Origin of the sequence: Photobacterium angustum, assembly GCF_002954615.1 — a bacterium.
GTDB classification, from domain to species: Bacteria; Pseudomonadota; Gammaproteobacteria; order Enterobacterales; family Vibrionaceae; genus Photobacterium; species Photobacterium angustum_A.
Genome location: NZ_MSCJ01000001.1, coordinates 1086450 through 1110347 on the forward strand (window position 1 = coordinate 1086450; position 23898 = coordinate 1110347).

Genomic DNA, 23898 nt, shown 5'->3' on the forward strand with positions numbered 1-23898 from the left:
TAATGGTTGTTTATTCTTTTTTCGTATTCATTGTTACTAGTAGTTTATGGTTTATTCTTTATAATGTGAAAAACTTTTAGATTATCCCCATTATGAAAAAAACATTTAATGCTTTTCGATATATAGGCTGGTTAGCCATCATTTGCTCTACTCTTGGTTCATTGTTACTTTTTATTGTTGGCTCAATGAAAACGTATACTGCGTTTGCTGTGGTATTTTTTAATGAAGTACCGCATAACAGTCTAGCGCATTTAGATACTGCAGACATAGCGACGTATTATTTAATCAAGTCGCTCGATACATTCTTAATTGCTTTTGTATTGTTTATCTTTGCTCATGGCGTATTTACATTATTTATATCAAATAAGAAGTCACCAGAAGCAGATAAAACAAATGTTTTAGGTTGGATCAAAACACCTAATATTGGGCACTTAAAGAATGTATTAGCTGAAGTGATTGTGATCATTCTTTTTGTTAAGTTCTTAGAAGCTGTATTGGTCAATTTCGATAATCTTGATTGGAAGATACTGATTTTACCTGTTTCGATTTTATTACTTAGCTTAGGCTTAAAGTTTTTAAACTTAGCTGAAGAATCTGATGATCGCGTCGAATAAAACAACTTATATTAGATAAAAGACATAAAAAAACGCGCTATATAAGCGCGTTTTTTATTGCCAATAAATAAAGATTATTTAAAGAATTCAACTTTAGATACATCTTTAGTATTAGCAAGAATAGGATCGAAATTGATCACACCACGGTTTTGGGTACAGATTTTGTATACATCACCACATTCAAAAATAGCTAGAATCTCTTCAGGTGCACGGAATATTTCTGGTGGAAGTTTACCTACCTCACCAATACATACCGTTCCTTCATGTGACCAAACTAACTTGCTTACGCGTTTACTATCGCTCGGAATAGGCGCTGATACGTGTGCAGCAATCGAGGAATAAACAGATTCCGCTTGTTCAAGGTTTTTAGCCGATGGTACAAAAAAATCCATGGTTCCCTCCTTTGATATATCTATTCGGGGACATGACTAGATATATAATGTAAAAATTAGTTATCAGCCATGACAACTCGAATAACCTTATCAGAGTTGAGGTGATGAAAGCAACCAACATAACTGACTATTTTTTCATAAAATCAATACAGAATTAACGAATTAGCAAAATTTTGTCAGTGTTTTTCACTTAATAACAGCACGAGTTATTAAAATCTATTATTCTCATTAAAGGTATAATGACGAAATTTAGTAGGCATGGAACAGAAAGACTTTTTTGATATTCCAAGTCCCTGTAAGCGCATATGTGAAGTAAATAATAAGGGGTATTGCAAAGGATGCTTCCGTAGTAGGGAAGAGCGTTTGTATTGGCTTAAAATGACCGATGATGAAAAACATCTGGTACTTGATATATGTCGTCGTCGTAAACAGCAAGTATTAAGGCGTCACCGAGCTAAATTGCAGCAAGAGTTAGATAAGAATATTGAGCAAGAGGATGATCCGCAACAGTCGTTGTTTTAGTAAATATATCGATGCAATTATTTAGATATAAAAAAGCACTCCGAGGAGTGCTTAATAAAAACGTTTATGAACCCGCAATTAGATGCGTTTGAAGTCCATGTGTTCAACTTTAGGCTTGAACGGGTGACGTTGAATGTCTTGAGGTTTAACTTTAACTTCTTGACCGTCGATTACTAGTACGAAACCTTCGTAGAACTCAGGCTTGTCCATTTGGTTGATAACATCGCTGTGCTTAAGAGCGATAGCAACTGGTGCTGCTTCACCACCGTAAATGATACCTGGGAATTGCTCTTGAAGACGTAGGCGGCGGCTCGCACCTTTACCTAGATCTGTACGTACTACTGCATTAAATTTCATAATCAATACTCTTTGATATAAATGATTCACTAAGTAATGCGACCTTACTTAGTGTCGTAAAACGAGCGCGCATACTAACAATCATATTGCTGTTTATCAAGCAGATTAAATTGAAAAATAATACTTATTAAATAATGAATAAATAGATGAGTTAATTGCTTTCTTTTTGTACGAAAAATACACGTTAATTATACTTTTACCACTTTTTAAATTTTCAGCGCTCAGTGTTAAATAGCTTATATAGCAATAAATATTCTCTCTAATAATGTTAAGTAAATAAATTTTATTTCTTAATCTAAATGATAGTAATTATCGTTTTTGTTTGTAATAATGTTTGTAGATTTTGTTACAAATAAAAAATTGTGAAGTAGGGATATATGAACAAGCAATTAACTCTGATCGCCAGCTCTTTAGTAGTGGCTCTTTCTCCATCCGTTTATGCCAGCAACGATGTTTCTCAATTTGATGAGGTTGTTGTTTCGGCTTCTAGGGTTGATGAAACTAATCAAGATAAAACAAGGACGGTTGCAAAAGTTAGCAGCGAAGAACTTGATGAAATGCAGGTTAATTCAGTCGCTGAAGCGGTAAAATTTATACCAAACGTATCTGTTGCTGGTGGTAATGTTGCGAGTAATCAATCTATTAATATTCGTGGCTTAGAAGGTAATAAAGTCTTACAAATTATTGATGGTAACCGCCAAAATGCCCAATTTGATCACCGACCATCCTTCTTCTTAGACCCAACTTTGATCAGTGACATTGAGGTAGTAAAAGGCCCTGTGAGTTCTTTATATGGCTCAGGTGCAATTGGTGGTGTGGTTATTCAAAATACAATCACTGCAGATGATTTGGTAGAAGATACAGGCTTTGGTGGCAAAGTTAAGACGGGCTATCAGAGTAACGGAAATGTTGTTACCACTGTTGGTGCGATTGCAAACAAACAAGATAATGTTGATTGGTTACTAGCAGGTAGTTACCAAGACAGTGGTGTTATGGAGCAAGGCAATGGCTATAAGCTCTATGGTACTGAAGCGATTAATAAGACGGGATTAGCTAAATTTAATTGGCACTTTACCGATAGCCAAAGTATTGGTTTAGATTACCGTATTTCTGATTATGACGGGCACCCACCAGTTGTCGGTTCGACTGAGCCATTAAGTACAGAAGATAAACTAATTGATCGTACGTCAACGGATCAAAATATTACATTAAAGTATGCTTATAACCCAGAAAGTAACTTAATTGATAGTGCGTTTAGAGTTTATCGTAACGACACAGATATCAAAGAATTGGGTAATGGAAATACTGAAAAAGATATCAGCTCTATCACCACAAAAGGTTTTTCTGTTACGAATAAATCTGATTTAGATCGTTTCCAAGTCTTTATTGGTGCTGATGGTTATGAAGATAAGTTAGATACTAAACGTCCAGTAACAACCTCGGGTCGTCCAACACCTCCTGATGGTGCTAAAGCAACAACTTTAGGTGGCTTTGCTCATGTTAATTACTCCTTATTAGAGTCACTTGAACTAGATGCTGGCTTACGTTACGACACGTTTGAGTCAAAAGCGGAAGGGTTCGAAAATAATAAGCAAGATGCTTGGTCTCCATCTGTTGGCGCTAACTGGCAGGCAACAGATTGGATGGCATGGTCATTAAGATATGACGAAGCATTCAGAGCGGCAAGTACGTCTGAATTATTTATGGACGGTACTCACTTTGCAATGGGGCCTATTACCAATGTATTTGTACCTAACCCGAATTTGAAGCCAGAGCAGGCACATAATATCGAGTTAAAAGGTACATTTAATTTTGATAACCTTATTGGTGATGATGAATTACTGATCACAGCTAGCGTTTTCCAAAATAAAGTTAAAGACTTTATCAATCTAGATGTAACAGTACCAAGCCGTAGCGAAATGATAGCGTGTATGATGGCAAACCGTGGCTCTGGTGTTGGTTGTGGTGGTACAAGTACTTCAGATAACATCGACAATGCTAAGTTAAAAGGTTTTGAAGTTGTTGCCCAGTACCGTTATGACAGATTAAATACATTGCTATCGTATGGCCAAACACGTGGTAAAGATGAAAAAACAGGTGAGTGGTTAAGTAATATCCCTGCCGATAAATGGGTGGCGCAAGTTGACTACGGTATTTGGGAGATTGACACCAAAGTAGGTACACGAGCTATCTTTGCCAGCACTCAAGATCGACGTCCAAAAGACGATAACGAAGGCCCTTATAAGTCTTACGAACTTGTTGATTTCTATGCCTCATGGGAGCCAACGTCAAACATGGAAGGTCTAACGGTTGATTTTACTGTTGCCAATGCGTTTGATGAAAACTACCGTACACCATGGACGCAAGTTTATGAGCCAGGTCGTTCATACAAAATTTCTGCTGAATATAAGTTTTAATCCTTTAATACTTATATAAATAAAAACGCACAGTTTTACGTAAAGTAAGCTGTGCGTTTTATATTGCAAAGAAGCAGGTTAGCAATGTTTCAAGAACGCACTATCTTCCAATACAATTAAAGGCTCGATATCACTGTCTTTTTTAATTACTAATGAATCATCTGAACGCAAACATACGCCGCCGTAGTTCCCATCGACAGTAAAAGTACAAACCTGAATATATTTATTCGCGACTTTAGGTAAACACCATAACTGCTGGTAGATGTTTTTCTGATTATTAAATTTCCCATCGGTTGTATCTAATACTGAATCGTTGTGGTTAACCAAATCAATATTGCTGCCACAGCGTCCAGCAATAGGCTTAACGGCATAACCAGTTTGGCGCAGTTCATCGGTTACGGTGAAGTCAGTATCTAATAAATAATGGTGGTGGGGAAATAAAGACCAAAGCACAGGTAATATCGCTTTGTTACTTGGTATTACCGTCCACAGTGGCTCAAACACTTTAACTTCAGGGCGAAGTAACACGTCGATTAAACGCACTCTTGTATCAGGATAGCCAGTGTGAATAGGTACAGCGGCATATTCGGTGCTGCTAACTTCGCGGACTTGATCCATTGCGGTTTCCCATGCCCATGTTTTCCATACACATTGAATCAAGCGTTGTTCGTCATCGACTAATTGTCCAATACTGTTCCAATGTATGCCGTCTAACCCTTTGAGTATTTTGCTTTCAATACTGGCTAAGGTTAACGCTTTTTGCATGAATAATGCGTGATAATCTTCCTCTACATCATCATCTTGCATGATATGAACAAAATCATATTCTTGGCTGTACTTCCATACACTGGCAAGCTCGTTAAGTAGATCTTCAGCAGGGCTATTTTCAGTAATATCGCCACCTTGCTCTGCCCATTTCTGAATGATCAAACATGCTTCCGTGTGGCAAGAAGCGGAGTCGGCATTGTACTCATACACTTTTAAGCCATCTTCAGTCATACAGAAATCAAGGCGACCAGTTAGCATGCTATGGCGGTGTTTCTGCCATGATAACCGTAGACGAGGCCATAAAATTTTCGGAATATCGAACAGTTCAAGCAAACTGTCGTCTTGCAGTACTTTATCTGTCGCGTGTAAGTACATTAAATGTAATTCGTTAGTGGCTTTGGCTAATTCATGCTCTGCGCTTTCAGATATAGTGAAATAACGATAAATATCATCGTTAAGTAACTGTTTGCTATTGGCTTGTTGATAGGTTAATTCAAGCGGATCTGTTTCATCTAACCAAGGGGTTGAGAATTGCGCTTGGTTATCACGATAGGCACATTGAATATTCAACAGTTCAGGCGAGGGAGAGGGTTGAGGTAAACAATCATGCGCTTCGATGTTATAAGCCATCCAACCTAAAATTTCAGAGTCTTCAAACGTATCTTCAATGGTGTAGCAGCCATCTTTAACGTGTAAGGTTAATTCACGTGTCCATTGTTGACCTAATGGCAGTGGCGCAAACGTAACGTTCTGCTCAGCAATCATGACTTTGTTATCGATAATTTGAGTAATAATTGCGACGTGACCTGTTTCTTGAAACTCCCCACCTTTTTGCCAAATTAATAAAGAACCAGCGACAGGCGCTTGGCGAGAGCCATTGGCAAATGCGTAAAGTGGTAAGATTTTATCGTTAACGACTTGGCGTAAGAAACGCAACGAAAAAATCTCATATGCCATACCGACATCGGTAAATACCAACCCGTAATTGATATAAAGAAAACGTCGCGCAAACTCGACACATTGCCATTTCATGCCCATAGATTCACCATGAACGTAGCTACGCATCGCGGAATCATCGGTGTATTCATTTTCATCAATAGTACTGTAATCGGAAGAGTAGATTGCAATACCACCTGGGGCATAACCTAGCAAAGTACCAAAAGGAGCATTATTGGCGTGATCGTCTGTATTCATAATGTGGCCTACATGTAATTATCGAAACAAAAGCAAAACGCTGTATGTTTTGATGGTTAAACTTTCTATAGCGACCGATGATGTGGCTCAGTGTTGAGCAAATAAGATATGCATTCGCATCAGGGGAGTATGGAAATACCGTTTTTTATCAAGCTAAAACTTTCATCAAAAGCTTGCAATGCAGAAATGTGAATTGTAAGGATGCTTCAATAATTTGGGCGTTCTATGGAATATTTTTGTTAGCCGTTATTCAATTGTCCTATTAGTGATGTTTATCGTCTGAATGTTGTTATTGGTATTTTTGTACAGTCTGTATGATCAATTCGTCACATCAATATGAGGATAAAAATGTTAGATACTCAAAGTAATCGTAATATTGCGATTATCGCTCATGTTGCACACAAACAAGAACTCTGTAAATAGACAGACGTATCAACACGAAGAGTTAGCTCTTAGCGTCTAATGATCACTTGGTAAGTGGCTACATTTATATATAAGAGTGCTCATAATAAAGCTAATTTATTGGTGAGACTTCATACGTTATTTGATGCACACCAAAAGCCATGTGCTTAAAAAGCCTACTTAATATCACATTGGTTTACGAATATATAAAGAAATCGGTCATAAAATTAGCGGTAGAAATAGTGTCTAAATCATCAGGTATAGATGGTATCTATTAATTAAATAAGTAAGGTGCGAAATTGGAATTTTTATTATTATTTATAATTTTTATATCTTCATTATTAGTTGTCTTTTATCCAAAAAGAAAAAACTTGAGTGATGTTTCTTTGTTTTTTTCTGTCATTTTAAGTGTTTTATTATCTCTTGTCGTTTGTTGGAATATGGTATTACCGATGGGGAACTACTAATTGAAACGTTTAAATAGTTCTCAAACATCCTTGCTGTTATCGGCTTTATCTTTTGGATTAACCCTGATCCCTATTGGTATTGCAACTGTGATACTTGGTTATATTCTGGGTGATAATCCTTGTATATTATGTTGGCAGGAAAGAATTGCAATAATACTTCTTTCACTGTGTGCTTTATATATGTCTCGATATGGCTTGAGATTAAAATATATTAGTACCTATTATATTATATGTATTTACGGATTATGGTTAAGTATATTGCATAGCTCTGTACATCTCGGACAGGATATTGGGCAGGGATTTGGTGGCTTAATACTGGGTGCTCATGCATATACATGGGGAGTGTTCTTATTTATAGCTAACTTAATAATTATGTCTTTATTGATAGGGTTTTCAAATGAAGACTCATTAAGAAATACAACACGGATTCGCTGGGGGACGTTCCATAAAATCTCAGGATATAGTTTTATTATTGTTATATTTTTAAACGTAATTCAGGCATTCACTCAAGTCGGTCCACCGCCATATATTGGGCAAGCAAGCCCGAAAAATTTTAGTTACGACTTAAGTAAAACGGTTTGGACGACAAAACATTGGCCTACGTGGAGTCATTTTTCATTTAGAGCTAATAATTACATTGAACAGCCTGATTTTAATACATTACCAGTTAATGAAAGCACTAAATTTGAACATGCTAACCAATTACAGAAGATTAAAAACATTAATCTTCCAGCCGATATAACTGGTAGAGTAACAGCGATAAGTTACGATGAGAAAAGAAGTGTAGTTGCTATTGCGACAAATAAAAACTGGATTTATTTACTGGATAAGACGGCATCAAAAATATTAAGCCGTTATAAAGTTGATCCAAAATTTGATAAAGATGTAAGTAATATCTCTGGCATCTTTTTTGATAAAAACGGAGAAGTTATTGTAACGTCTGTTTATAAAAGTTATGTAAAACTATCTGTTGATGATTTATATCGTATGAAAGAAGTGGGTAGAGGTAACTTAAAGACAGTTCGAGCTAATAAAAGCTATATAGGTAGCAGTGCATTATCTTTGTTAGATAATGAATATCTAACCTTGTCTTTGCCTAATAAAGTAAATGATTTTATTGTTTTATCAAGATTTAGCCGTAAAGATATGATACTAAACGCTGAGCAGATCATATCAATGAAAACTAAAGAGGTTCCTATAATAACCGGTATGACAGTTACAGATAATGCAGTCATTTTATTGAATAACTCAGGTAAGCAACTGATAGTTTTAGATAAAGAATCAAAAAAACCGATAAATGTTTATGAAATGGATGATGTTAATAACCCGCAAGGGGTGACAATCATTTCTAATAAAGTCTTAATTACAGATGAAGACTCTGGTAATAAGATAGTGAAAACATATTTACTACCTATTTAATCAGTTAAAAAACAAGGTAAAAAAAAGGTTAAGTTATTACTTAGCCTTTTTTCGTTTCTATATATAACTAGTTATAATAAAGTTTAGAGATTTATCGCTTTAATCCTGTTTTTAATAAGCAATATTTCTTACTTTCCATATTCTAAAAAATCATTTAAAAGGTCAAAAACGTCATCAGCTTCATAATATATAGATTGTATCGATTATGATAAAGGTATTATATTGGTGTATTTTTGCATTGAAGTAAGAATGCTTATTTATGCCCTGTTAGGGCCAATCACTTAAGTTAGTACAAGGATGATTATAAATGTTGGAGCAATACTTATTTCTACTGCCAATCGCTACGCTGTTACTCTTTGGTGCAATGACACCAGGTCCTTCATTTATCTTAGTTGCGCAAACAGCTATGTCAAAATCTAGAGCTGAAGCCATGTGTATTTCAATAGGTCTAGGTTTGGGAGCAAGTACATTTGCATTTATTGCTTCAATGGGGCTCATTGCACTTTTTGATGCTGTGCCAGAGTTTTACGTAGCTTTCAAAGTTCTTGGTGGTCTATATCTATGTTATCTGGGGATAAAAATGTGGCGCGCGAGCAAAAGCAACGTTGTTTCCGATGGCGCAGAGCTAACGAACAAACCTGCTCATTTTAAGGCGGTAGTTCTTGGTTTAACGACACAGTTAAGTAATCCAAAGACTGCAATTGTATTTAGCAGTGTGTTTGCAGCCATGCTACCCATGAAAGTTCCAGTTTATACAACACCTATATTGGTGGTGGGCGTGTTTGCCTTAAATTTTTCTTGGTACTTCCTAGTTTCTATTTTGCTATCAAGTCCAAAGGCTCAAGCAAGTTATTTACGCTTTAAGTCCTATATTAACAAAGGTTCAGGTGTATTAATGGGGTCAATGGGCAGTAAGTTTGTTGCTGAGAGTTTCAAGCCCTAACAAAGCGCAGAGGGGGGCACGCATGGCATTTTCTAAGGTGCATTGCAGTATTTTTCTATCCGGTCAGAGCACTATCACTTAGAAAAATTGACAAATTATCAAGCAAGTAAGGATATGTGTCACACAGTCGACACCTATCCGAAGTGTTGGGCAAGATCAAGCGACCTTATATAAGTAAATATCGATAATATTTTGAAGTGTTAATACCATTATATTTATTATTTAACGCTTTTCTTCTGGACGAGAGGTCTTTATTAATTAAATCTCTTTCTGCATTATCAATATAAAAAATTACTATTAAAAACCAATTAATCTTAACGTTATTTCATTAATGATTTTCAACGGTTATGCTGAATTCTATTTGAGGTATTTAATGGTTAATATGACCAGCAATGTATCTCATGATTGGGTAATGCGAAGTAATACACAACTATAAGTGTCTATAGTAGTTGGACGTTTACCTTGCAAGAAGTGATGGTAAGATGTTGTTCAAAAAGATAACCAGAACGATGTTACTGTTCTTTATTTATGATAAATACTCCTTTTTAAAATATGTATTTACTGTAGTTGAGGTTGTGGCTTTTCACTTTGCGGCATAGCGGCTTCTTTCAATAAATTGTTCAAGAAGTGATTAGGTGTTAATGGAGTTTTAATGAAAACTTGGATGTTTGTAATAGTTATTTTTTCTCTAGCTACGGTTCAAGTAAAGGCTAAAGTTTTTGAGTACAAAGCAGGTGATATAAGTTTTGATGTAGGTTCACTTAAATATAATGATAAAAGATCAAGTAAAGAACCATTGTCATTAGTATTTCAAGCTGGTGAACCACCATTCTCTATTAGTGTTCAATTTAGGATTGAGTCGAAAAATAAGGCATTAGATGACTTTATAGAGAATGAAAAGCAAAATCAGAGTAATGGCGGTTACTCTGATGAAATTACTATTTCTGAGCGACATACCGATAAATATAATTCTGTTGAGTATATTAGGAATTCACCGTTAGGTATTATTCATTGGTTTGTTTTTCAAAAAGTATCAACTAGACAAATATATTCATTTTGGTTTATGGAAAATAAGGGACTTCAAGCTGAAACTAAACAAGCCTTGTCGGCATATGAGAGTATGAAGTCTACGCTCAAATAATGCTTAAAAGACAAGGGCATGTGCAGCGTAGCCGATACTTATCCGAAGTGTTGGGCAAGCTCCAGCGACTTTATAGAAGTAAATATTGGAAATACTTAACGCGGCTATATGATCTAATAGGGAAGTCAGTATGAATTACGAAGAATTTAACTATTTTTGCGGTTCTTTTGCTGGAACAAGTCACGTCGTTCAATGGGGGAATTCCGATGTATGGAAAGTCGGTGGTAAAGTCTTTGCCATAGGAGGTTGGAGCGATGGTTCCCAAGCAGCATTCACGTTTAAAACGTCTAATTTAAATTTTGAGTTTCTTAGTAATAGTGATGGTTATAAACCTGCGCCATATTTTGCCAATCGTGGAATGAAGTGGATACAGCAAATTGAGACCTCGGGTAAATTAGACGACGATTTAAAGTATTATTTGTCTGAGTCTTACCGCATCGTAGCCAGTGGTTTAAGTAAGCGTAAACAACGAGAGTTGGGCATCGAGAGCCTAGCTGAACCACGCTAATAATAAGCGTTCAAGACGAAATTTGAGTAAAGATCATGGATGAAAGAAGTAAATTATACCTCGAACAATATCTTAGTTCTTTGCCTTGTGACAGGGTATCAAAGTACGCCTCATTTAGTTCCGACTATTTTTGTGCCGACGAATATAATGCAAACCTATGCGCTGATCTCATATTACGTGGTGAAAAACGGGCCTCATGCAGTTTAGAGATTTGGTATAGCGAGCAAGGTGAACTTATGCCTGAAGTGGGACATCTTCAGGTTGTAACTAATTGGTCTGGTGAACCCGTTTGTATTATAGAAATAACTTCCGTATTAAAGTGCAAATACAATGAAATTACGGCTGAGTTTGCTGCGTTAGAAGGTGAAGGTGACAAAACACTAGGCTGGTGGAAAAAAGCTCATTGGAATTTCTTCTCAAAAGAGTGCGAAGAACTCAATATCAGTCCATCAGAAGATATGGTGCTTGTCTTAGAGCATTTTAAAACTGTGTACCCAACGAAAAAATAACAAGTTGTTTAGATTGATTTACCATACGGGCATTTTACTGTGTGCTGGTTTTAGTGTTTAAGTTAGTTTACTGAGACTTCGGTATTGCTTGCTTCACATCTTAACAAGGTTTTATATCTAAATGCTTCTGATGTTGATAAAACTATATTGCCCACAGTATTAGTCTTGGCAAATCGTTCAATTTTAACCAAACTTAATTAAAACTTGTGATTGGTGACACCATGGAACGACGACACTTTTTAGCGCTTTGGAGTTTGATTTTTACGACACGTTTAAAAGCCAAAACGCCGATACAGTTAACACCTGAACAAGCAGAAGGACCATTTTATCCGGTCGATCGTATTCCTCTTCGATCAAATTTATTACTTCAGACTGAAGGATTAATTGGAGAGCCCATTATATTGCAAGGGAAAGTAGTGGATACAACGGGAAACCCTGTTTCAGGTATCAAAGTAGAAATCTGGCAGTGTGATGGGCAAGGTATCTATTCTCACCCAAACCAGCCAAATACCGATATGTTTGATGCTCACTTTGCAGGGTTTGGCGCGGTTGAAACTCAATTGGATGGACGCTACTTATTCCAGACATTGTATCCTGTACCTTACGCTTCTCGTCCGCCACATATCCATGTTAAGTTGTGGCGTGGTAATCAAGAGCTACTTACAACCCAGTTGTACTTAAAAGGTAATACTGGTAATGAATGGTGGGGTGGAATAGCCCGTGATCATCTACAGTTTGAAACTATGCGAATCGACGGGCGTTTAACTGGTGAATTTACCTTTGTCATTGGCTAACGAATCCGTTTAAGGTATTAGCTCAACCAATTGTTCTATGCGTTCTTTTTCTAATATTGGATGAGGTTTGGCTTCCGTGACTAGAACGATATACACATAAGGCTGCTATGGCATATTGTCTAAGTTATTAAGATCGTCTGTAACGCTAATAATGCCCATTGCACCTATTGCTATTCCCGAACTAACAATCGCTCTCTGTGCAGATGCCATATTACAGCCTCGACGCAGGTTATTTCCCTTAGCCACTTACTATTTGATCGGTAGGTAGATCTCCGTTAACAACTCACACTCATTTCCTTCATGAACAAAATTTAAGTAACGGAAGTAACAAGGGTAGTCTCTTAATTCTTCTTTACTATCTGGTAGCCATTTTTGATATAAGTGATACAAGGTGTCGCCAATGCTGTCATGGCTTCCTTTATGGATCGCCATAGCGCATCTGCCACTTGGTATTATTCCAGATTTTATTCCATAGGCGTTCTCTGGAACCTCTCCTTTGTGCGAGCCACAGATATCAAACTGAAACTCATCATCTGGCGTATCGCTTGGGTCAGAGTGAGGAATACCAAATGTTTCGCTGGTTTTTATTGGAGATAAACCTGTCGATTTTCGCCAATTTATAAACTTAGCTGCTGTTTCGTATACCAGTAGTGGGCTACCTTTATGTTCAATTAATGCAACTTCTCTTTTTTCGAAATCTACGATTTGAACATCCATTACACTTTCTCCTGTTATTGGTGGATGATATTCATACTTTGAGTGCCAAGAACGCCACTCAGGCTGATTTCTAAATTGGGAAGGTGTTTGCCCGAATATCCTTGAAAAAGCACGCGTAAAGGCTTCTTGGCTTTCGAATTGAGCTTCAAAAGCAATATCAGTAACGCTGAACTCTGACTCAAATGCTAACCTGAAAGAAGCGCGTTTCATTCGTGCCAGCAACACATATTGCATAGCACTGATCCCCATGAATGCCTTAAAGTTACGGTGAAAGTGGTACTTTGAACTGGCAGCTACAGTACTTAGTTGCTCAAGTGAGAATTCGCCGTCTAGGTTGTTATCTATAAAATCGCACACTTTCTTGATCTGTCGTTCATGACGTTTCATCAAGTTCATTGTTTTTGATACTCCAACTCAGAAATCGTAGAAATAATACCTAGGAAGATTTAATTACGCCTGATTGGAATTGCTGGATGACGGATAGAATATAGTTTGTGAAAGACGAATAGGTTTACTTAGTTGCCACATCTACAATTAATAACGCAGATCTTAACTACATGGTACTCAGTGCTTACTTCTATCCATTTCTTGTTAAAAATAGAAGTGAAACTGTAACCAATTGAAAAGTAAATGATTTAATATTTCAATTTGTATTTAATAAGACTGATTAAATACATTTCTTACTTTTCACATCCTCTTTCAAATCTATAGGTGTAAGAAAGTGCTATTAAGTTCATAATATGTAACGATTATATCGAGTATGATATCGGTATTTTATAAGTATATTTTTGCGCAAAAGTAAGAATGCTTATTAATATACTGTTATATCCTAAGAGGGACCGATGAAGATTGCCGTATTGTCTGACATTCATAGTAATGTTTTTGCACTAGATGCAGTTATCAAAGATTTAGAAAAGCATTCCGTAGATTTAAAAGCAAATCTTGGTGATATTCTATATGGGCCAATTGCGCCAAAGGCTACTTATGAGCTTTTAATGGAGCATGATTTTATTACCATTTCTGGTAATCAAGATCGACAAATATACGAATCTACAGATGAAGAAATAGAATTAAACCCAACTATGCAATTCATTTTGGACGATTTAGGTCCGAAACCATTAGATTGGATGAAGTCACTACCTTTTGATAAACAAGTAAATGAAGATATTTATTTTTGCCATGGTACTCCAAAAGATGATCTGATTTATTTGTTGGAAGATGTGAGTAAAGGTTATGCTTTGCTTCGTTCTGATAATGAGATAATAGATTTGCTTGCGGGGCAAAAATCACAGCTAATATGCTGTGGTCATACTCATACACCTAGGGCGGTATATCTGAGTAGTGGTCAACTCATCGTTAATCCAGGAAGTGTTGGCTTGCAAGCATACACAGACGATGAACCAGTAGTTCATTCTATGGAGAATTTTAATCATCACGCATCATATTCAATAGTTGAAAAAACAAACTCTGAATGGGTAGTTCAAAATATCAAAGTTCCTTATGATTATCAGTTAGCGGTAAATGAAAGTAAAAAAAGAAATCGAAGTGATTGGGTTCACTTTTTGTCTACTGGACGACGGATATAACAAAAAATAAAGACGGACGTATCAAGGTTGGCTGCGTTCCTTCGTCATTGATTATAGCCAACCCCTCTACGCCGCTTATTGCAGCGTTACCCTTACTTCTCTTAATACTACCTGCCTAAATAAGCAAATTGCCTAACATCACGTTTTTGTCTACAAATGAGTTAGCTTCTAGAGCTTTCAAAATTTAGTTCATTTTTAAGCTCGAAGAACTTTCATGAACACGGCACTTTTAATGTTTGTATTATTATTGTGGACACTAGAAGGCTACGATTTTTGGCCGTGATTGACGGTTAAAGCTAATAGCCTCACCGCTTTGCGTTGTGTTTTTGACTGGTTATACTCGGCATACCTGTATGAAATTAAGTGTGTTTATTTATGCATGATACGAAAAACAGCCTTAGTATTCGTGCTTATACTAAGCAACTAGAGACGCATTCGCATGAGAGTTACCATCAATTGGTATTGCCTATTCACGGTAATATCGCGATTGAGATGCCAAACTTTGCCGGTAAGGTGACAGTGGGTGAATGCGTTGTGATTCCTGCTGGTATTCAGCATAGCTTTAAAGCTGATGAAATGGCGCGTTTTATTGTGGCAGATTTGGATATTTTACCAGAGCATTTTATTAGCGGGGGCTTGGTTGTATTTTCAGTCACGCCACCACTGTTAAGCTATCTCCATTTCGTTGAAAAACAGTTACAACACCAAGTTGATAATGGATTAGAAAACTCGATGATGAATGTCTTCTCAATACTTTTAGAACAGCAGACCCATGCTAAACCTGTTGATCCCAGAGTTCGAGACGTACAAAGCCATATTATCGAAAACATAGGTGAAAATTTGTCGATTAATGAATTAGCGAAGATTGCCTGTTTAAGTCCGACTCAGTTTAAAAAAATATTTAAACAGAATGTTGGTGTCAGCACATTACAGTACATTAACGTTCAACGAATGGAGAAAGCGAAGGCGTTACTTACGCACACTGATTTACCCGTTCAATTGATAGCAGAGCGAGTCGGTTATACTGATTCATCTGCGTTCAGTCGCCGTTTTTCAATTCACTTTGGTTTGTCTCCGCGTGAGTTAGCTCGACAATAGCGTCTATTTAGACGTTTTTTACGTCTTTTCTGCAAGGTATCTCTTCGTATATCTCCGTATTCTTTTCTCTATTCAATATCATTGTAGAGAAAATCATGTCTTCTTTAACGACTCAAATAACAAGCCAATACAAATTTGGCGTGTTAGCCATATTATTTGCCTCTTTTTTGTGGGGCACAACAGGTACTGCTGCCAGCTTTGCAGATCAACTTAGTCCATTAGCGATTGGAGCCTTTGCAACAGGCGCAAGTGGTGTTATTCAAGCTGCTTTGTCTTGGCGAAGTATCATGCATCATTTCAAACAGATCATGGCGCTCAAGTTATTGTTAGCGGTAAGTTGTCTTGCTTTATCGGTATATCCGTTAGCTTTTTATACCTCAATGAAGTTGTCGGGAGTTACTGTTGGGACAGTGATATCGATTGCGAGTGCGCCTTTTTTCACCGTTTTTCTTGAGTGTCTTTTTAGCAAGGTTAAAAGGTTTTCAATTCTATGGTATGTCAGTTTCGTTTTTGGTTTGGCGGGGATCATAATGTTGGTAGCGGCTAAGTCGGGCGAGACAGTAGAATTTAATAATATATCCTATTTATTTGGTATCGTATTAGGTTTAGTTGCTGGTTTAAGTTATGCCATTTATTCATGGATAGCTAAGCGAATGATTGATAGTGGTATTAAATCTCAAGCGGCGTTAGGTAGCATTTTTGGGGGCGGCGCTCTACTGTTGTTGCCGAGTTTATTGTTCACAGGTGAAAACCTTTTCAACAACTTCAATAATACTTCTGTGTTGATCTATATGGCGATCATCCCAATGTGTTTAGGCTATCTTATCTACGGTTATGGGTTAAGGTATGTTGATGTTAGTAATGCTTGTCTACTTACTCTATTCGAGCCAGTGATTGCAGCAGTATTGGCTGTTGTCATTGTTGGTGAGAAGGTGTCTATCTCAGGTTGGATTGGAGTTGTTTCAATTGGTATATGTTTGATCCTTCAAGCCTTAGATAGTAAGGCTTCTGGTCAAAAAAGTTAAATGAGCCAAATTTGCAGGGATAAACCCAGCCACGTTTCTGTTTTTGTGAAATTGGCATTACCTATAGGCAATAGGCAATGCCGTTACAAAATAAAATTAACGACTTTAGTCTTTTTGATATTGAGCTAAATCGAACAACTTGTCTCGAATAGCCCAAAATCGACCATTTTTACGGGCGATTACAATTTCAGGCGGACGTAAACGGTGCTCGTTATTGGCCACTTTTGTTGGGGCGGTATCGGTGAATGGACGGTGACGATCCACTAAATGAGGGTTAATAAAATGCTTAAGAAATTCTTGCTTCTGGGTTTTATTAGAAAGCGTCCACACTTCGTTAATTTCATTACCTTCATCACCGACATAAATCACTTTTAACTGAGGCTTCTCGAATTTATTCTTGCCTGGCTCTAAGCGCATGTCTGTACATTTCATGATCATGGCGTCTTTAAGTTTTAACGCCTCACGCAGTTTTTTATCAGGATCAACCATGACCGCATCACAAAGGTGGCAGCGTCTTGCGGCGATATCGTTATCTGCGCCACATTCTTCGCAGTATTTAGCGCGGAAACGATAACCACATTCTTCACGCTCGCCAGTTTCATCATCTTCAAAATAGCCTTGGCAACGACGCCCATAGTGCTCAACTAAAAAGCCTGCGGGATCGAGTTTGCCCCAGAAACTGTTTTTAAAACCACAAGCAGGGCAAGGTACCATTACGACTTCACTCTCTGAATTAGGTTTGGGATCACCTACTTCAGGTTGGTATAAATCGTAACAGTTACCCGCATACTCCAATACTAAACAGTCTTTTTTACCATCAGCTAAACGTAAGCCTCGACCAACAATTTGCTGATATAAGCTGATAGATTCTGTTGGGCGAAGGATAGCAATTAAATCGACATGTGGCGCATCAAAGCCAGTCGTTAACACTGAAACGTTAACTAAGTATTTAATCTTTTGCGCTTTGAAATCATTGATGATGCGATCGCGTTCATCAAGAGGGGTATCACCAATCACCAACGCGGCATTTTCACCGGATAAGTAGCCCATGATTTCTTGGGCGTGATTAACGGTTGAGGCGAATATCATCACACCTTTACGATCTTTGGCGTACTCAATCACTTGTTCAATGATCATTGGTGTTGCACGCTCTGATTTTCCAATCACGCTATCTAAATCGGCTTCTTTGTAGTGGCCTGTCGATGAAGGGGTAATTGATGAGAAATCATAACCAATCACTGCCATATCCATGATTTTGGGCTCGGTTAAAAAGCCTTCGTCTAATAGATAGCGGATAGGTAATTCAAAAATACAGTCGCGGAAGAAGCGATCTTGTTCAGTACGAACCTGACCTCGGGTATGGTATTTGTAAATCCAGCCCATGCCTAAGCGATATGGTGTCGCGGTTAAGCCAAGGATTTTAATGTTTGGGTTTACGTCTTGAACGTGTTTGATGACTTTACGATAAGCACTGTTTTCATCGTCAGGTACACGGTGACATTCATCAATGACCAATAATGAAAATTGTTCTTTGAATTTATCTAAGCTGTTTGCCATGGATTGTACAGAAGCAAACACCACTTGCTGGTCGGTTTCTTTTCGCCCTAATCCAGCAGAAAAAATAGAGGCTTTTAAGCCGTAACTTTCATATTTGGCATGGTTTTGCTCTACCAACTCTTTTACGTGGGTTAACACGAGAACGCGCCCACGAGCAATACGTGCAAGCTCTGCGACGACAAGGCTTTTACCTGCGCCTGTTGGTAGAGCTAATACTGCTGGGGTGTTGTGTTTACGAAAATAGTGGATAGTCGCGTTAACACTGTCTTGCTGATAAGGACGAAGGGTATACATAGAAACTATTCTGGCGTAACTGAAAACTTAACTAGTGTACATTTAACCAGTGATTTGGCAAAGCCTTCATTCATTGTTAGTAGGTTACGTTAGATGCGGTGTTTTGCCTCTGTCTAGTAGTGTTTGGTAACTGTTGGTAAACTTTACATACATTATGTATCAATAAGGTTTTTGTATGTTTACGAAAACGTCGAATGTTTTCCTGAAGCGAAGCTGCGCTGCGTTATTTACACTGTCTGCAACTATGATGTTATCGGGTTGCAGTGAGCCTCCAAAGTTAGAAAAAATCGCAGGCTATGCAGAAGGTACTAGCTACCATGTGAGTTATTGGTCTAAAGATGATGTTTCATCGACGAAGGTAAAAGCCCAGTTTGATAAAGCATTAGACGCGATTGATAAAGAATATTCTACGTATCGCGGTGATTCGTATATTTCTAAGTTTAATAAGAGCACTTCAACGGAGTGGCAACCTGCCTCGAAAGATTTTATTTACATGTTGTCTTTAGCAAAGTCGATCAATAAAGAAAGTCATGGTTGTTATGATCCCACTATTCAGCCGCTATATAAACTTTGGGGCTTCCAAAGCGATAAATTAAATGTGCCAACAGCCGCCGAGATTGCAAAGGTACGTGCTGACATTGGTATTGATAAAATTGAAATAGATCCTGAACACCTTCGTATTAGAAAAACCATTCCCCAGTTGCAGGTTGATTTATCTTCAATGGGTGAAGGTTATGCGATTAGCCGTTTAAGCCAAATTTTAGAGTCGGATGGTGTTGAGAACTACTTGGTTGAGTTCGGTGGCGATATGAAGATTAAAGGTCATAAGCCAATGGGTGAGAAGTGGCGTGTGGCGATTGAGCAGCCTGTAGCGCTAAAAGACGGTATTCATCCTTATCAAATCGTGACGATTAATGATGAGAATGGCGTATCACTTAATACTTCAGGTACGTATCACCATAACTTTAAGGATGGCAAAAAAGATTACTCACATATTCTTGATGCAAGAACAGGTGCGCCGATCACCCATGATCTTGTTTCAGCATCCGTGTTTGGTAATGATCCTATTCAAGGTGATGCGTGGGCAACAACCATGCTGTGTTTAGGCCCTGATGAAGGGAAAGCGGTAGCAAATGAAGAATCATTACCGGTTTACTATATTCAAGATGTTGATGATGCATTTAAGAACTCAAAAAGTAATGCGTTGATCCAAGATACAAACATCACATTAAGCCAGCAGAAATAAAGTGTTAGCTTAAAAATTACGACACTATTTTAAAATTTATGATTTAAGAAGAAGCCTTATTTAGAGTAATTCTCTAGATAAGGCTTCGTATTTTAATAAGCCAGCTAAAATTTATATCTAGTATTGAAGTCTTTCTCAGTAATTATAAAGGTACTAGATATGAAGCTTATACCATTGTTCTTCTCTTCTTTTATTGCGCTAACTCTCGCCGGTTGTGGTAGTGATAGCGATAATAGTTTTGATCCAACGTCAAAAACCGCTCGTTACGAACTTAAGTTCGATACTGATTGGAGTGCTGTAAACTTTCCAACAAACTTCCCTGAAAATCGTCATTTCTCAGGTCTTATAGGACTTACTCATGATAAGGAAGCGAGATTGATTGAACCTAATGTACTTGCGGATGAAGGTCTTGTCAGTGTTGCAGAGACAGGAAGCAAAGATCTTCTTATATCAGAAGTGAATCTACTACAAAATTTGGGCTACGTGGGAAATCTTATCAGTGGTGATGGTATTCCTGTTAGTGATTATGATGTTGATGTGCAGTTTGATATCTCACAAGATTTCCCATTGGTTACAGTGGTCACTATGTTGGCACCAAGCCCTGATTGGTTTACAGGCATTGACAGTGTTGAGTTATTTGCAAATGGTGCATGGGTAAATGAAGTGACGGTACAAGCATTTGTTTATGATGCGGGTAGTGATAGCGGCGTGACATTTACTTCAGAAAACGATCCAACCATTCCACGGGCTCCAATCTCTTTGCTAACAACTCCACGTGTAGATACAGATTTTGAGAAGGGTGTACATTATCAAAATCAATTACATATAGGCACATTTAAATTAAAAAGAGTGGATTAGTATTATTAGTTACGAAAAGGCATAGCTATTGTTATGCCTCTCATACTTAAACATCCTGATTTAAGAATAAGCCTTATTAGAATAACTATCTATATAAGGCTTCATACTTTTATAAGCCTACTAGGTTTTGAAATATCTCTGTAACTATAAAGGTGCTAGATATGAAGTATTTCCTTTTAATACTCTATTTTGTTATTGCTTTACCCATGATGGGGTGTGGTGATGACGACAATAAAGATTCATCTTCAGCTACTGCGCGATATGCATTGAATTTTTATACTGATTGGAGCGCGGTAAACTTTCCAACAAACTTTCCTACAGATCGCCATTTCTCAGGGTTGATTGGCTTAACGCATAATGCACAAGTGAAGTTATTTGAAACAGGTGAAACAGCCAGTGCTGGCGTGATAAGCGTGGCAGAAACAGGTTCGAAAATTGCGTTAGAGTCAGAAATAGGTGTTATTCAAAATAACGGTAATTCAGGTAATACGATAAGTGGTAATGGAATACCTGCTACAGGCGATGAAGTAGAAGTTCAGTTTGATATTTCACAAGAGCACCCGTTAGTATCGGTGATCACCATGTTAGCACCAAGTCCTGATTGGTTTACAGGTGTTGATAGTGTGCCGTTATTTAAAGATGGAAAATGGCAAAATAAAGTAGAAGTCCAATTGTGGGTTTATGATGCTGGCAGTGATAGCGGGATTGATTTTATTGCGCCAGATTTTCCTATTTCACCACCGAACCCTGTGCTGTTATTAACAACACTTCGAGTTGATACTGATTTTAAAGAAGGTGTGCATTACCAAACTAAACGTCATATAGGGACGTTTACGTTTAAAAGGGTAGATTAATGCTAAGGATTAATAGAAGCTATGGCTTAGTCGATTGTAGCTTCTTTTTTATATGGATTTAACGTTAATGGACATAAAACCAATTACTTGGCAGCAGGCAATAACGGTTCGGCATCGTGTTCTATGGCCGTCTAAACCTGAGTCGTTTTGTAAAGTGGAAGGGGATGAGACAGCAACGCACTTTGGGGCGTTTATTAATAATGAGCTCGTCTGTGTGTCTTCTGTTTATATCGAAGGAAACGTAGCCCGATTACGTAAGTTTGCCACTCTCACTGAATATCAAGGAAAAGGAATTGGTACTGCGGTGATCCAAGAGCAATTTAGTTATCTAAAAACGACTGACGTGGAACTTTTTTGGTGTGATGCAAGAACGAGTGCCATTGGTTTTTACCAGCGTTTAGGGCTGACCACATCTGGCGATACGTTTTATAAGTCAGATGTGGAGTATGTCAAAATGGCGTGTAAGTTAAACGCGTTGTGAGGCTTTTATTAACTTAACGATTAGCGTTAGTTGCTCTTGTGCCTGATCTATTGGATAGCCAATATTAATCCTGATGTCGTTGTCATAAATAGACAAAGAACTAAAAAGACAGCCCTCTCTTATATCTAGTTGGTTGTCATTGACGAGTTTAGAAAACATTTCAGCATTATGATTCTTTATTTTTATCCATAAGCTATACCGCCATTAGGAGTGCTCATTTTGATGATTTGAGGGAGATGATAATTAAGATAATAGCATTTTGGATCAGCAGGGAAACACCACGAACTTATTGAATAATAATGACTAAATCCAGATAAATAGCGACCAAACAAGCACCAGAAGAAGCATGAGGAGACTGTCTTCATGCTTTAAGTATAGAGGATTAAGTCTGTCAGTTTAGGTTGGCATGTGTCTTTTGAAGTTTGAGCCAAAAAGACTCTTGGCATCGGCTAGTAAAGATTTTCTTCTTTGGTGTAATTGAAACACTACTCGGTTGAGTAATCACTTCGTAATTGATCCAGCATTCAGGGCATACACTATCGTCCAGTACATCTTGCGTTTCATCAAACTCAGTGGTTTTTAGTATCACAGCGCCATTGCTGAATGTCACACGTTCTTCGGTGTAATGAATGCTCGTTTCATTTTCTTCAATCTTTTGCTGCTGTGTTTGTCGATCGATAATCGTAGGATCATCATCGTTAAAAGCAAGAATATAAGTAATAAGGTTATTCATAAACAGTGTGCCATTACGGTTTAAATATAAGGATTAGCGCTTCGTCCAGATGCGAGTGTTGAGATCTAAATCGCTTACAATATCGATGACAAACTGTAAGTCTTGGGCAATCGCTTGAATAGATTCCAGTGAATCCGAAGAAGTAAACAATGCGGGCTCAAAGTGGTTTTTATGACTACTCATCGCGATATAAACATTATTATCAATGAATGATAACAAGATACGGTTTTTGGCTTTAGTCACAAAATCTACTAGTCGTTCCATCATCGCAGGCGTTAATAAGTAGCGTGCTTCAATTTGATCGCTGCTATAGACTGAAAAGTGTTGCTCAAAGTGTGGATTTTCTAGATCTACACGTTTATTTTCGCGGTTAAACAGATGAGATACGGCATCACCAATTGCACTAATAACAGCGTTTTTCGCCGGTAAAATGAGCGTCTGACTATTGAAGTGCTTATTGGCGTCGGCAATAAATAATATTCCACGAAAAATGGTTTCCCATTCCTCGCGGTTTTCTTTTTGGTTCACACGCTGCTTTTTAACTTGTGTCTCTAACTCTGAAAAACGCAGTGTCGTTTTACCGATTGTGCCTTGGACAAAGTCTTCACCACGAAAGCTATCATAACGCTGTGGAAAGAGTTGGCAGGCTTTATAATCTTGTTCGGAAACAGAGCCGAGAGGTTGATAATCAAAACTTTCGTTGATGTTAGCCAGTAGAGCGGTGATCACCTTTTGTTTATAACTGACGCAGTATTGTTGCTTCTGTTTTGAAAATCGAACCAACATGAAAGTAGCAACAATAAAGGTCGCAATAATACCAAAAGGTAACGCATTGAAATGGAGTGCTGTTGGGATTGCGATAGCAGCTGTAATACCTCCAACCGCAAGCGCAATCCATAACTGTTTGACGACATCTAAGCGAGTAGACTCTAAAGAGGACAACTGTGTTCTTAGCTTTTGTTCGTATAAGGTTGAAATACGATCTTCCATGGTGAAAACTAA

At 37.7% G+C, this 23898-nt stretch carries 23 protein-coding genes and 1 pseudogene; 16 read left to right on the plus strand and 8 right to left on the minus strand.

Annotated elements, in window-relative coordinates:
- The first annotated feature begins 92 nt into the window (after positions 1 to 92).
- Positions 93 to 614, plus strand: coding sequence for a YqhA family protein (locus BTO08_RS04660; RefSeq protein WP_105060079.1), 522 nt, complete (start codon positions 93 to 95; stop codon positions 612 to 614).
- A 74-nt stretch (positions 615 to 688) separates the two neighbouring features.
- Here the strand turns inward: BTO08_RS04660 and BTO08_RS04665 are convergent, their stop codons facing one another.
- Positions 689 to 1006, minus strand: coding sequence for a hypothetical protein (locus BTO08_RS04665; protein WP_105060080.1), 318 nt, complete (start codon positions 1004 to 1006; stop codon positions 689 to 691).
- Between the two features lie 258 nt (positions 1007 to 1264).
- Between BTO08_RS04665 and BTO08_RS04670 the strand changes: the two genes are divergently transcribed.
- Positions 1265 to 1528 (plus strand): DUF1289 domain-containing protein, encoded by a 264-nt coding sequence (locus tag BTO08_RS04670; RefSeq protein ID WP_080902005.1) that lies wholly within the window; start codon positions 1265 to 1267, stop codon positions 1526 to 1528.
- Positions 1529 to 1606: 78 nt separating this feature from the next.
- Here BTO08_RS04670 and rplY read toward each other — a convergent pair whose 3' ends face one another.
- Positions 1607 to 1885 carry a 50S ribosomal protein L25 gene (gene rplY / locus BTO08_RS04675; protein ID WP_045150345.1) on the minus strand — a complete coding sequence of 93 codons (279 nt, stop codon included), beginning with the start codon at positions 1883 to 1885 and terminating at the stop codon, positions 1607 to 1609.
- 377 nt (positions 1886 to 2262) lie between these two features.
- Between rplY and BTO08_RS04680 the strand changes: the two genes are divergently transcribed.
- Complete coding sequence (locus tag BTO08_RS04680; protein ID WP_105060081.1) at positions 2263 to 4302, plus strand: TonB-dependent hemoglobin/transferrin/lactoferrin family receptor; 2040 nt, start codon at positions 2263 to 2265, stop codon at positions 4300 to 4302.
- 78 nt (positions 4303 to 4380) lie between these two features.
- On the opposite strand, the gene gss is transcribed toward BTO08_RS04680, so the two are convergent.
- The gene (gss, locus tag BTO08_RS04685) at positions 4381 to 6264 is read right to left on the minus strand and encodes a bifunctional glutathionylspermidine amidase/synthase (protein WP_105060082.1); all 1884 of its coding nucleotides are present in this window, start codon (positions 6262 to 6264) and stop codon (positions 4381 to 4383) included.
- Between the two features lie 869 nt (positions 6265 to 7133).
- On the opposite strand from gss, the gene BTO08_RS04690 reads away from it, so the two are divergent.
- The 6 genes from BTO08_RS04690 (at position 7134) to BTO08_RS04715 (ending at position 12447) form a co-directional block, all read left to right on the plus strand.
- The gene (locus BTO08_RS04690) at positions 7134 to 8552 is read left to right on the plus strand and encodes a disulfide bond formation protein B (protein WP_198038410.1); all 1419 of its coding nucleotides are present in this window, start codon (positions 7134 to 7136) and stop codon (positions 8550 to 8552) included.
- A 307-nt stretch (positions 8553 to 8859) separates the two neighbouring features.
- A complete protein-coding gene (locus tag BTO08_RS04695; RefSeq protein WP_105060083.1) occupies positions 8860 to 9495 on the plus strand; it encodes a LysE family translocator in 636 nt (211 codons plus the stop codon).
- A 652-nt stretch (positions 9496 to 10147) separates the two neighbouring features.
- Positions 10148 to 10636, plus strand: a complete 489-nt coding sequence (locus tag BTO08_RS04700; RefSeq protein WP_105060084.1) for a hypothetical protein — start codon at positions 10148 to 10150, stop codon at positions 10634 to 10636.
- Between the two features lie 130 nt (positions 10637 to 10766).
- Positions 10767 to 11144, plus strand: coding sequence for an MmcQ/YjbR family DNA-binding protein (locus BTO08_RS04705; RefSeq protein ID WP_105060085.1), 378 nt, complete (start codon positions 10767 to 10769; stop codon positions 11142 to 11144).
- A 35-nt stretch (positions 11145 to 11179) separates the two neighbouring features.
- On the plus strand, positions 11180 to 11653 hold the full coding sequence (locus BTO08_RS04710) for an ASCH domain-containing protein (RefSeq protein ID WP_105060086.1): 474 nt from the start codon (positions 11180 to 11182) through the stop codon (positions 11651 to 11653).
- Positions 11654 to 11874: 221 nt separating this feature from the next.
- A complete protein-coding gene (locus BTO08_RS04715; RefSeq protein ID WP_105060087.1) occupies positions 11875 to 12447 on the plus strand; it encodes a protocatechuate 3,4-dioxygenase in 573 nt (190 codons plus the stop codon).
- 9 nt (positions 12448 to 12456) lie between these two features.
- Here the strand turns inward: BTO08_RS04715 and BTO08_RS04720 are convergent.
- Positions 12457 to 12663: pseudogene (locus tag BTO08_RS04720) on the minus strand (LysR family transcriptional regulator); the annotation flags it as partial.
- Between the two features lie 33 nt (positions 12664 to 12696).
- The gene (locus BTO08_RS04725; protein WP_105060088.1) at positions 12697 to 13560 is read right to left on the minus strand and encodes an AraC family transcriptional regulator; all 864 of its coding nucleotides are present in this window, start codon (positions 13558 to 13560) and stop codon (positions 12697 to 12699) included.
- A 446-nt stretch (positions 13561 to 14006) separates the two neighbouring features.
- On the opposite strand from BTO08_RS04725, the gene BTO08_RS04730 reads away from it, so the two are divergent.
- The 3 genes from BTO08_RS04730 (at position 14007) to BTO08_RS04740 (ending at position 16873) form a co-directional block, all read left to right on the plus strand.
- A complete protein-coding gene (locus BTO08_RS04730) occupies positions 14007 to 14750 on the plus strand; it encodes a metallophosphoesterase family protein (protein ID WP_105060089.1) in 744 nt (247 codons plus the stop codon).
- A gap of 375 nt (positions 14751 to 15125) precedes the next feature.
- Positions 15126 to 15848, plus strand: a complete 723-nt coding sequence (locus BTO08_RS04735) for a helix-turn-helix domain-containing protein (protein WP_105060090.1) — start codon at positions 15126 to 15128, stop codon at positions 15846 to 15848.
- Positions 15849 to 15943: 95 nt separating this feature from the next.
- The gene (locus BTO08_RS04740) at positions 15944 to 16873 is read left to right on the plus strand and encodes a DMT family transporter (protein WP_105060091.1); all 930 of its coding nucleotides are present in this window, start codon (positions 15944 to 15946) and stop codon (positions 16871 to 16873) included.
- A 105-nt stretch (positions 16874 to 16978) separates the two neighbouring features.
- Here the strand turns inward: BTO08_RS04740 and BTO08_RS04745 are convergent, their stop codons facing one another.
- On the minus strand, positions 16979 to 18724 hold the full coding sequence (locus BTO08_RS04745; RefSeq protein WP_105060092.1) for a DEAD/DEAH box helicase: 1746 nt from the start codon (positions 18722 to 18724) through the stop codon (positions 16979 to 16981).
- Between the two features lie 175 nt (positions 18725 to 18899).
- On the opposite strand from BTO08_RS04745, the gene BTO08_RS04750 reads away from it, so the two are divergent.
- The 4 genes from BTO08_RS04750 (at position 18900) to BTO08_RS04765 (ending at position 22163) form a co-directional block, all read left to right on the plus strand.
- Positions 18900 to 19970, plus strand: a complete 1071-nt coding sequence (locus BTO08_RS04750) for an FAD:protein FMN transferase (RefSeq protein WP_105060093.1) — start codon at positions 18900 to 18902, stop codon at positions 19968 to 19970.
- A 159-nt stretch (positions 19971 to 20129) separates the two neighbouring features.
- On the plus strand, positions 20130 to 20828 hold the full coding sequence (locus BTO08_RS04755; protein ID WP_105060094.1) for a spondin domain-containing protein: 699 nt from the start codon (positions 20130 to 20132) through the stop codon (positions 20826 to 20828).
- Between the two features lie 161 nt (positions 20829 to 20989).
- Positions 20990 to 21682 (plus strand): spondin domain-containing protein, encoded by a 693-nt coding sequence (locus BTO08_RS04760; RefSeq protein WP_198038411.1) that lies wholly within the window; start codon positions 20990 to 20992, stop codon positions 21680 to 21682.
- 67 nt (positions 21683 to 21749) lie between these two features.
- Positions 21750 to 22163 (plus strand): GNAT family N-acetyltransferase, encoded by a 414-nt coding sequence (locus BTO08_RS04765; protein ID WP_198038412.1) that lies wholly within the window; start codon positions 21750 to 21752, stop codon positions 22161 to 22163.
- Positions 22164 to 22554: 391 nt separating this feature from the next.
- Here BTO08_RS04765 and BTO08_RS04770 read toward each other — a convergent pair whose 3' ends face one another.
- Both BTO08_RS04770 and BTO08_RS04775 read right to left on the minus strand, forming a co-directional pair.
- On the minus strand, positions 22555 to 22896 hold the full coding sequence (locus tag BTO08_RS04770) for a hypothetical protein (RefSeq protein WP_105060096.1): 342 nt from the start codon (positions 22894 to 22896) through the stop codon (positions 22555 to 22557).
- 33 nt (positions 22897 to 22929) lie between these two features.
- Positions 22930 to 23886 (minus strand): DUF3137 domain-containing protein, encoded by a 957-nt coding sequence (locus tag BTO08_RS04775; protein WP_105060097.1) that lies wholly within the window; start codon positions 23884 to 23886, stop codon positions 22930 to 22932.
- Positions 23887 to 23898 lie beyond the last annotated feature (12 nt).

Excerpts from the sequence above, each read along its gene's own strand:
- BTO08_RS04660 (WP_105060079.1), top strand. The coding sequence starts at position 93 with ATGAAAAAAACATTTAATGCTTTTCGATATATAGGCTGGTTAGCCATC.
- BTO08_RS04665 (WP_105060080.1), bottom strand. The coding sequence starts at position 1,006 with ATGGATTTTTTTGTACCATCGGCTAAAAACCTTGAACAAGCGGAATCT.
- BTO08_RS04670 (WP_080902005.1), top strand. The coding sequence starts at position 1,265 with ATGGAACAGAAAGACTTTTTTGATATTCCAAGTCCCTGTAAGCGCATA.
- rplY (WP_045150345.1), bottom strand. The coding sequence starts at position 1,885 with ATGAAATTTAATGCAGTAGTACGTACAGATCTAGGTAAAGGTGCGAGC.
- BTO08_RS04680 (WP_105060081.1), top strand. The coding sequence starts at position 2,263 with ATGAACAAGCAATTAACTCTGATCGCCAGCTCTTTAGTAGTGGCTCTT.
- gss (WP_105060082.1), bottom strand. The coding sequence starts at position 6,264 with ATGAATACAGACGATCACGCCAATAATGCTCCTTTTGGTACTTTGCTA.
- BTO08_RS04695 (WP_105060083.1), top strand. The coding sequence starts at position 8,860 with ATGTTGGAGCAATACTTATTTCTACTGCCAATCGCTACGCTGTTACTC.
- BTO08_RS04700 (WP_105060084.1), top strand. The coding sequence starts at position 10,148 with ATGAAAACTTGGATGTTTGTAATAGTTATTTTTTCTCTAGCTACGGTT.
- BTO08_RS04705 (WP_105060085.1), top strand. The coding sequence starts at position 10,767 with ATGAATTACGAAGAATTTAACTATTTTTGCGGTTCTTTTGCTGGAACA.
- BTO08_RS04710 (WP_105060086.1), top strand. The coding sequence starts at position 11,180 with ATGGATGAAAGAAGTAAATTATACCTCGAACAATATCTTAGTTCTTTG.
- BTO08_RS04715 (WP_105060087.1), top strand. The coding sequence starts at position 11,875 with ATGGAACGACGACACTTTTTAGCGCTTTGGAGTTTGATTTTTACGACA.
- BTO08_RS04725 (WP_105060088.1), bottom strand. The coding sequence starts at position 13,560 with ATGAACTTGATGAAACGTCATGAACGACAGATCAAGAAAGTGTGCGAT.
- BTO08_RS04730 (WP_105060089.1), top strand. The coding sequence starts at position 14,007 with ATGAAGATTGCCGTATTGTCTGACATTCATAGTAATGTTTTTGCACTA.
- BTO08_RS04735 (WP_105060090.1), top strand. The coding sequence starts at position 15,126 with ATGCATGATACGAAAAACAGCCTTAGTATTCGTGCTTATACTAAGCAA.
- BTO08_RS04740 (WP_105060091.1), top strand. The coding sequence starts at position 15,944 with ATGTCTTCTTTAACGACTCAAATAACAAGCCAATACAAATTTGGCGTG.
- BTO08_RS04745 (WP_105060092.1), bottom strand. The coding sequence starts at position 18,724 with ATGTATACCCTTCGTCCTTATCAGCAAGACAGTGTTAACGCGACTATC.
- BTO08_RS04750 (WP_105060093.1), top strand. The coding sequence starts at position 18,900 with ATGTTTACGAAAACGTCGAATGTTTTCCTGAAGCGAAGCTGCGCTGCG.
- BTO08_RS04755 (WP_105060094.1), top strand. The coding sequence starts at position 20,130 with ATGAAGCTTATACCATTGTTCTTCTCTTCTTTTATTGCGCTAACTCTC.
- BTO08_RS04760 (WP_198038411.1), top strand. The coding sequence starts at position 20,990 with ATGAAGTATTTCCTTTTAATACTCTATTTTGTTATTGCTTTACCCATG.
- BTO08_RS04765 (WP_198038412.1), top strand. The coding sequence starts at position 21,750 with ATGGACATAAAACCAATTACTTGGCAGCAGGCAATAACGGTTCGGCAT.
- BTO08_RS04770 (WP_105060096.1), bottom strand. The coding sequence starts at position 22,896 with ATGAATAACCTTATTACTTATATTCTTGCTTTTAACGATGATGATCCT.
- BTO08_RS04775 (WP_105060097.1), bottom strand. The coding sequence starts at position 23,886 with ATGGAAGATCGTATTTCAACCTTATACGAACAAAAGCTAAGAACACAG.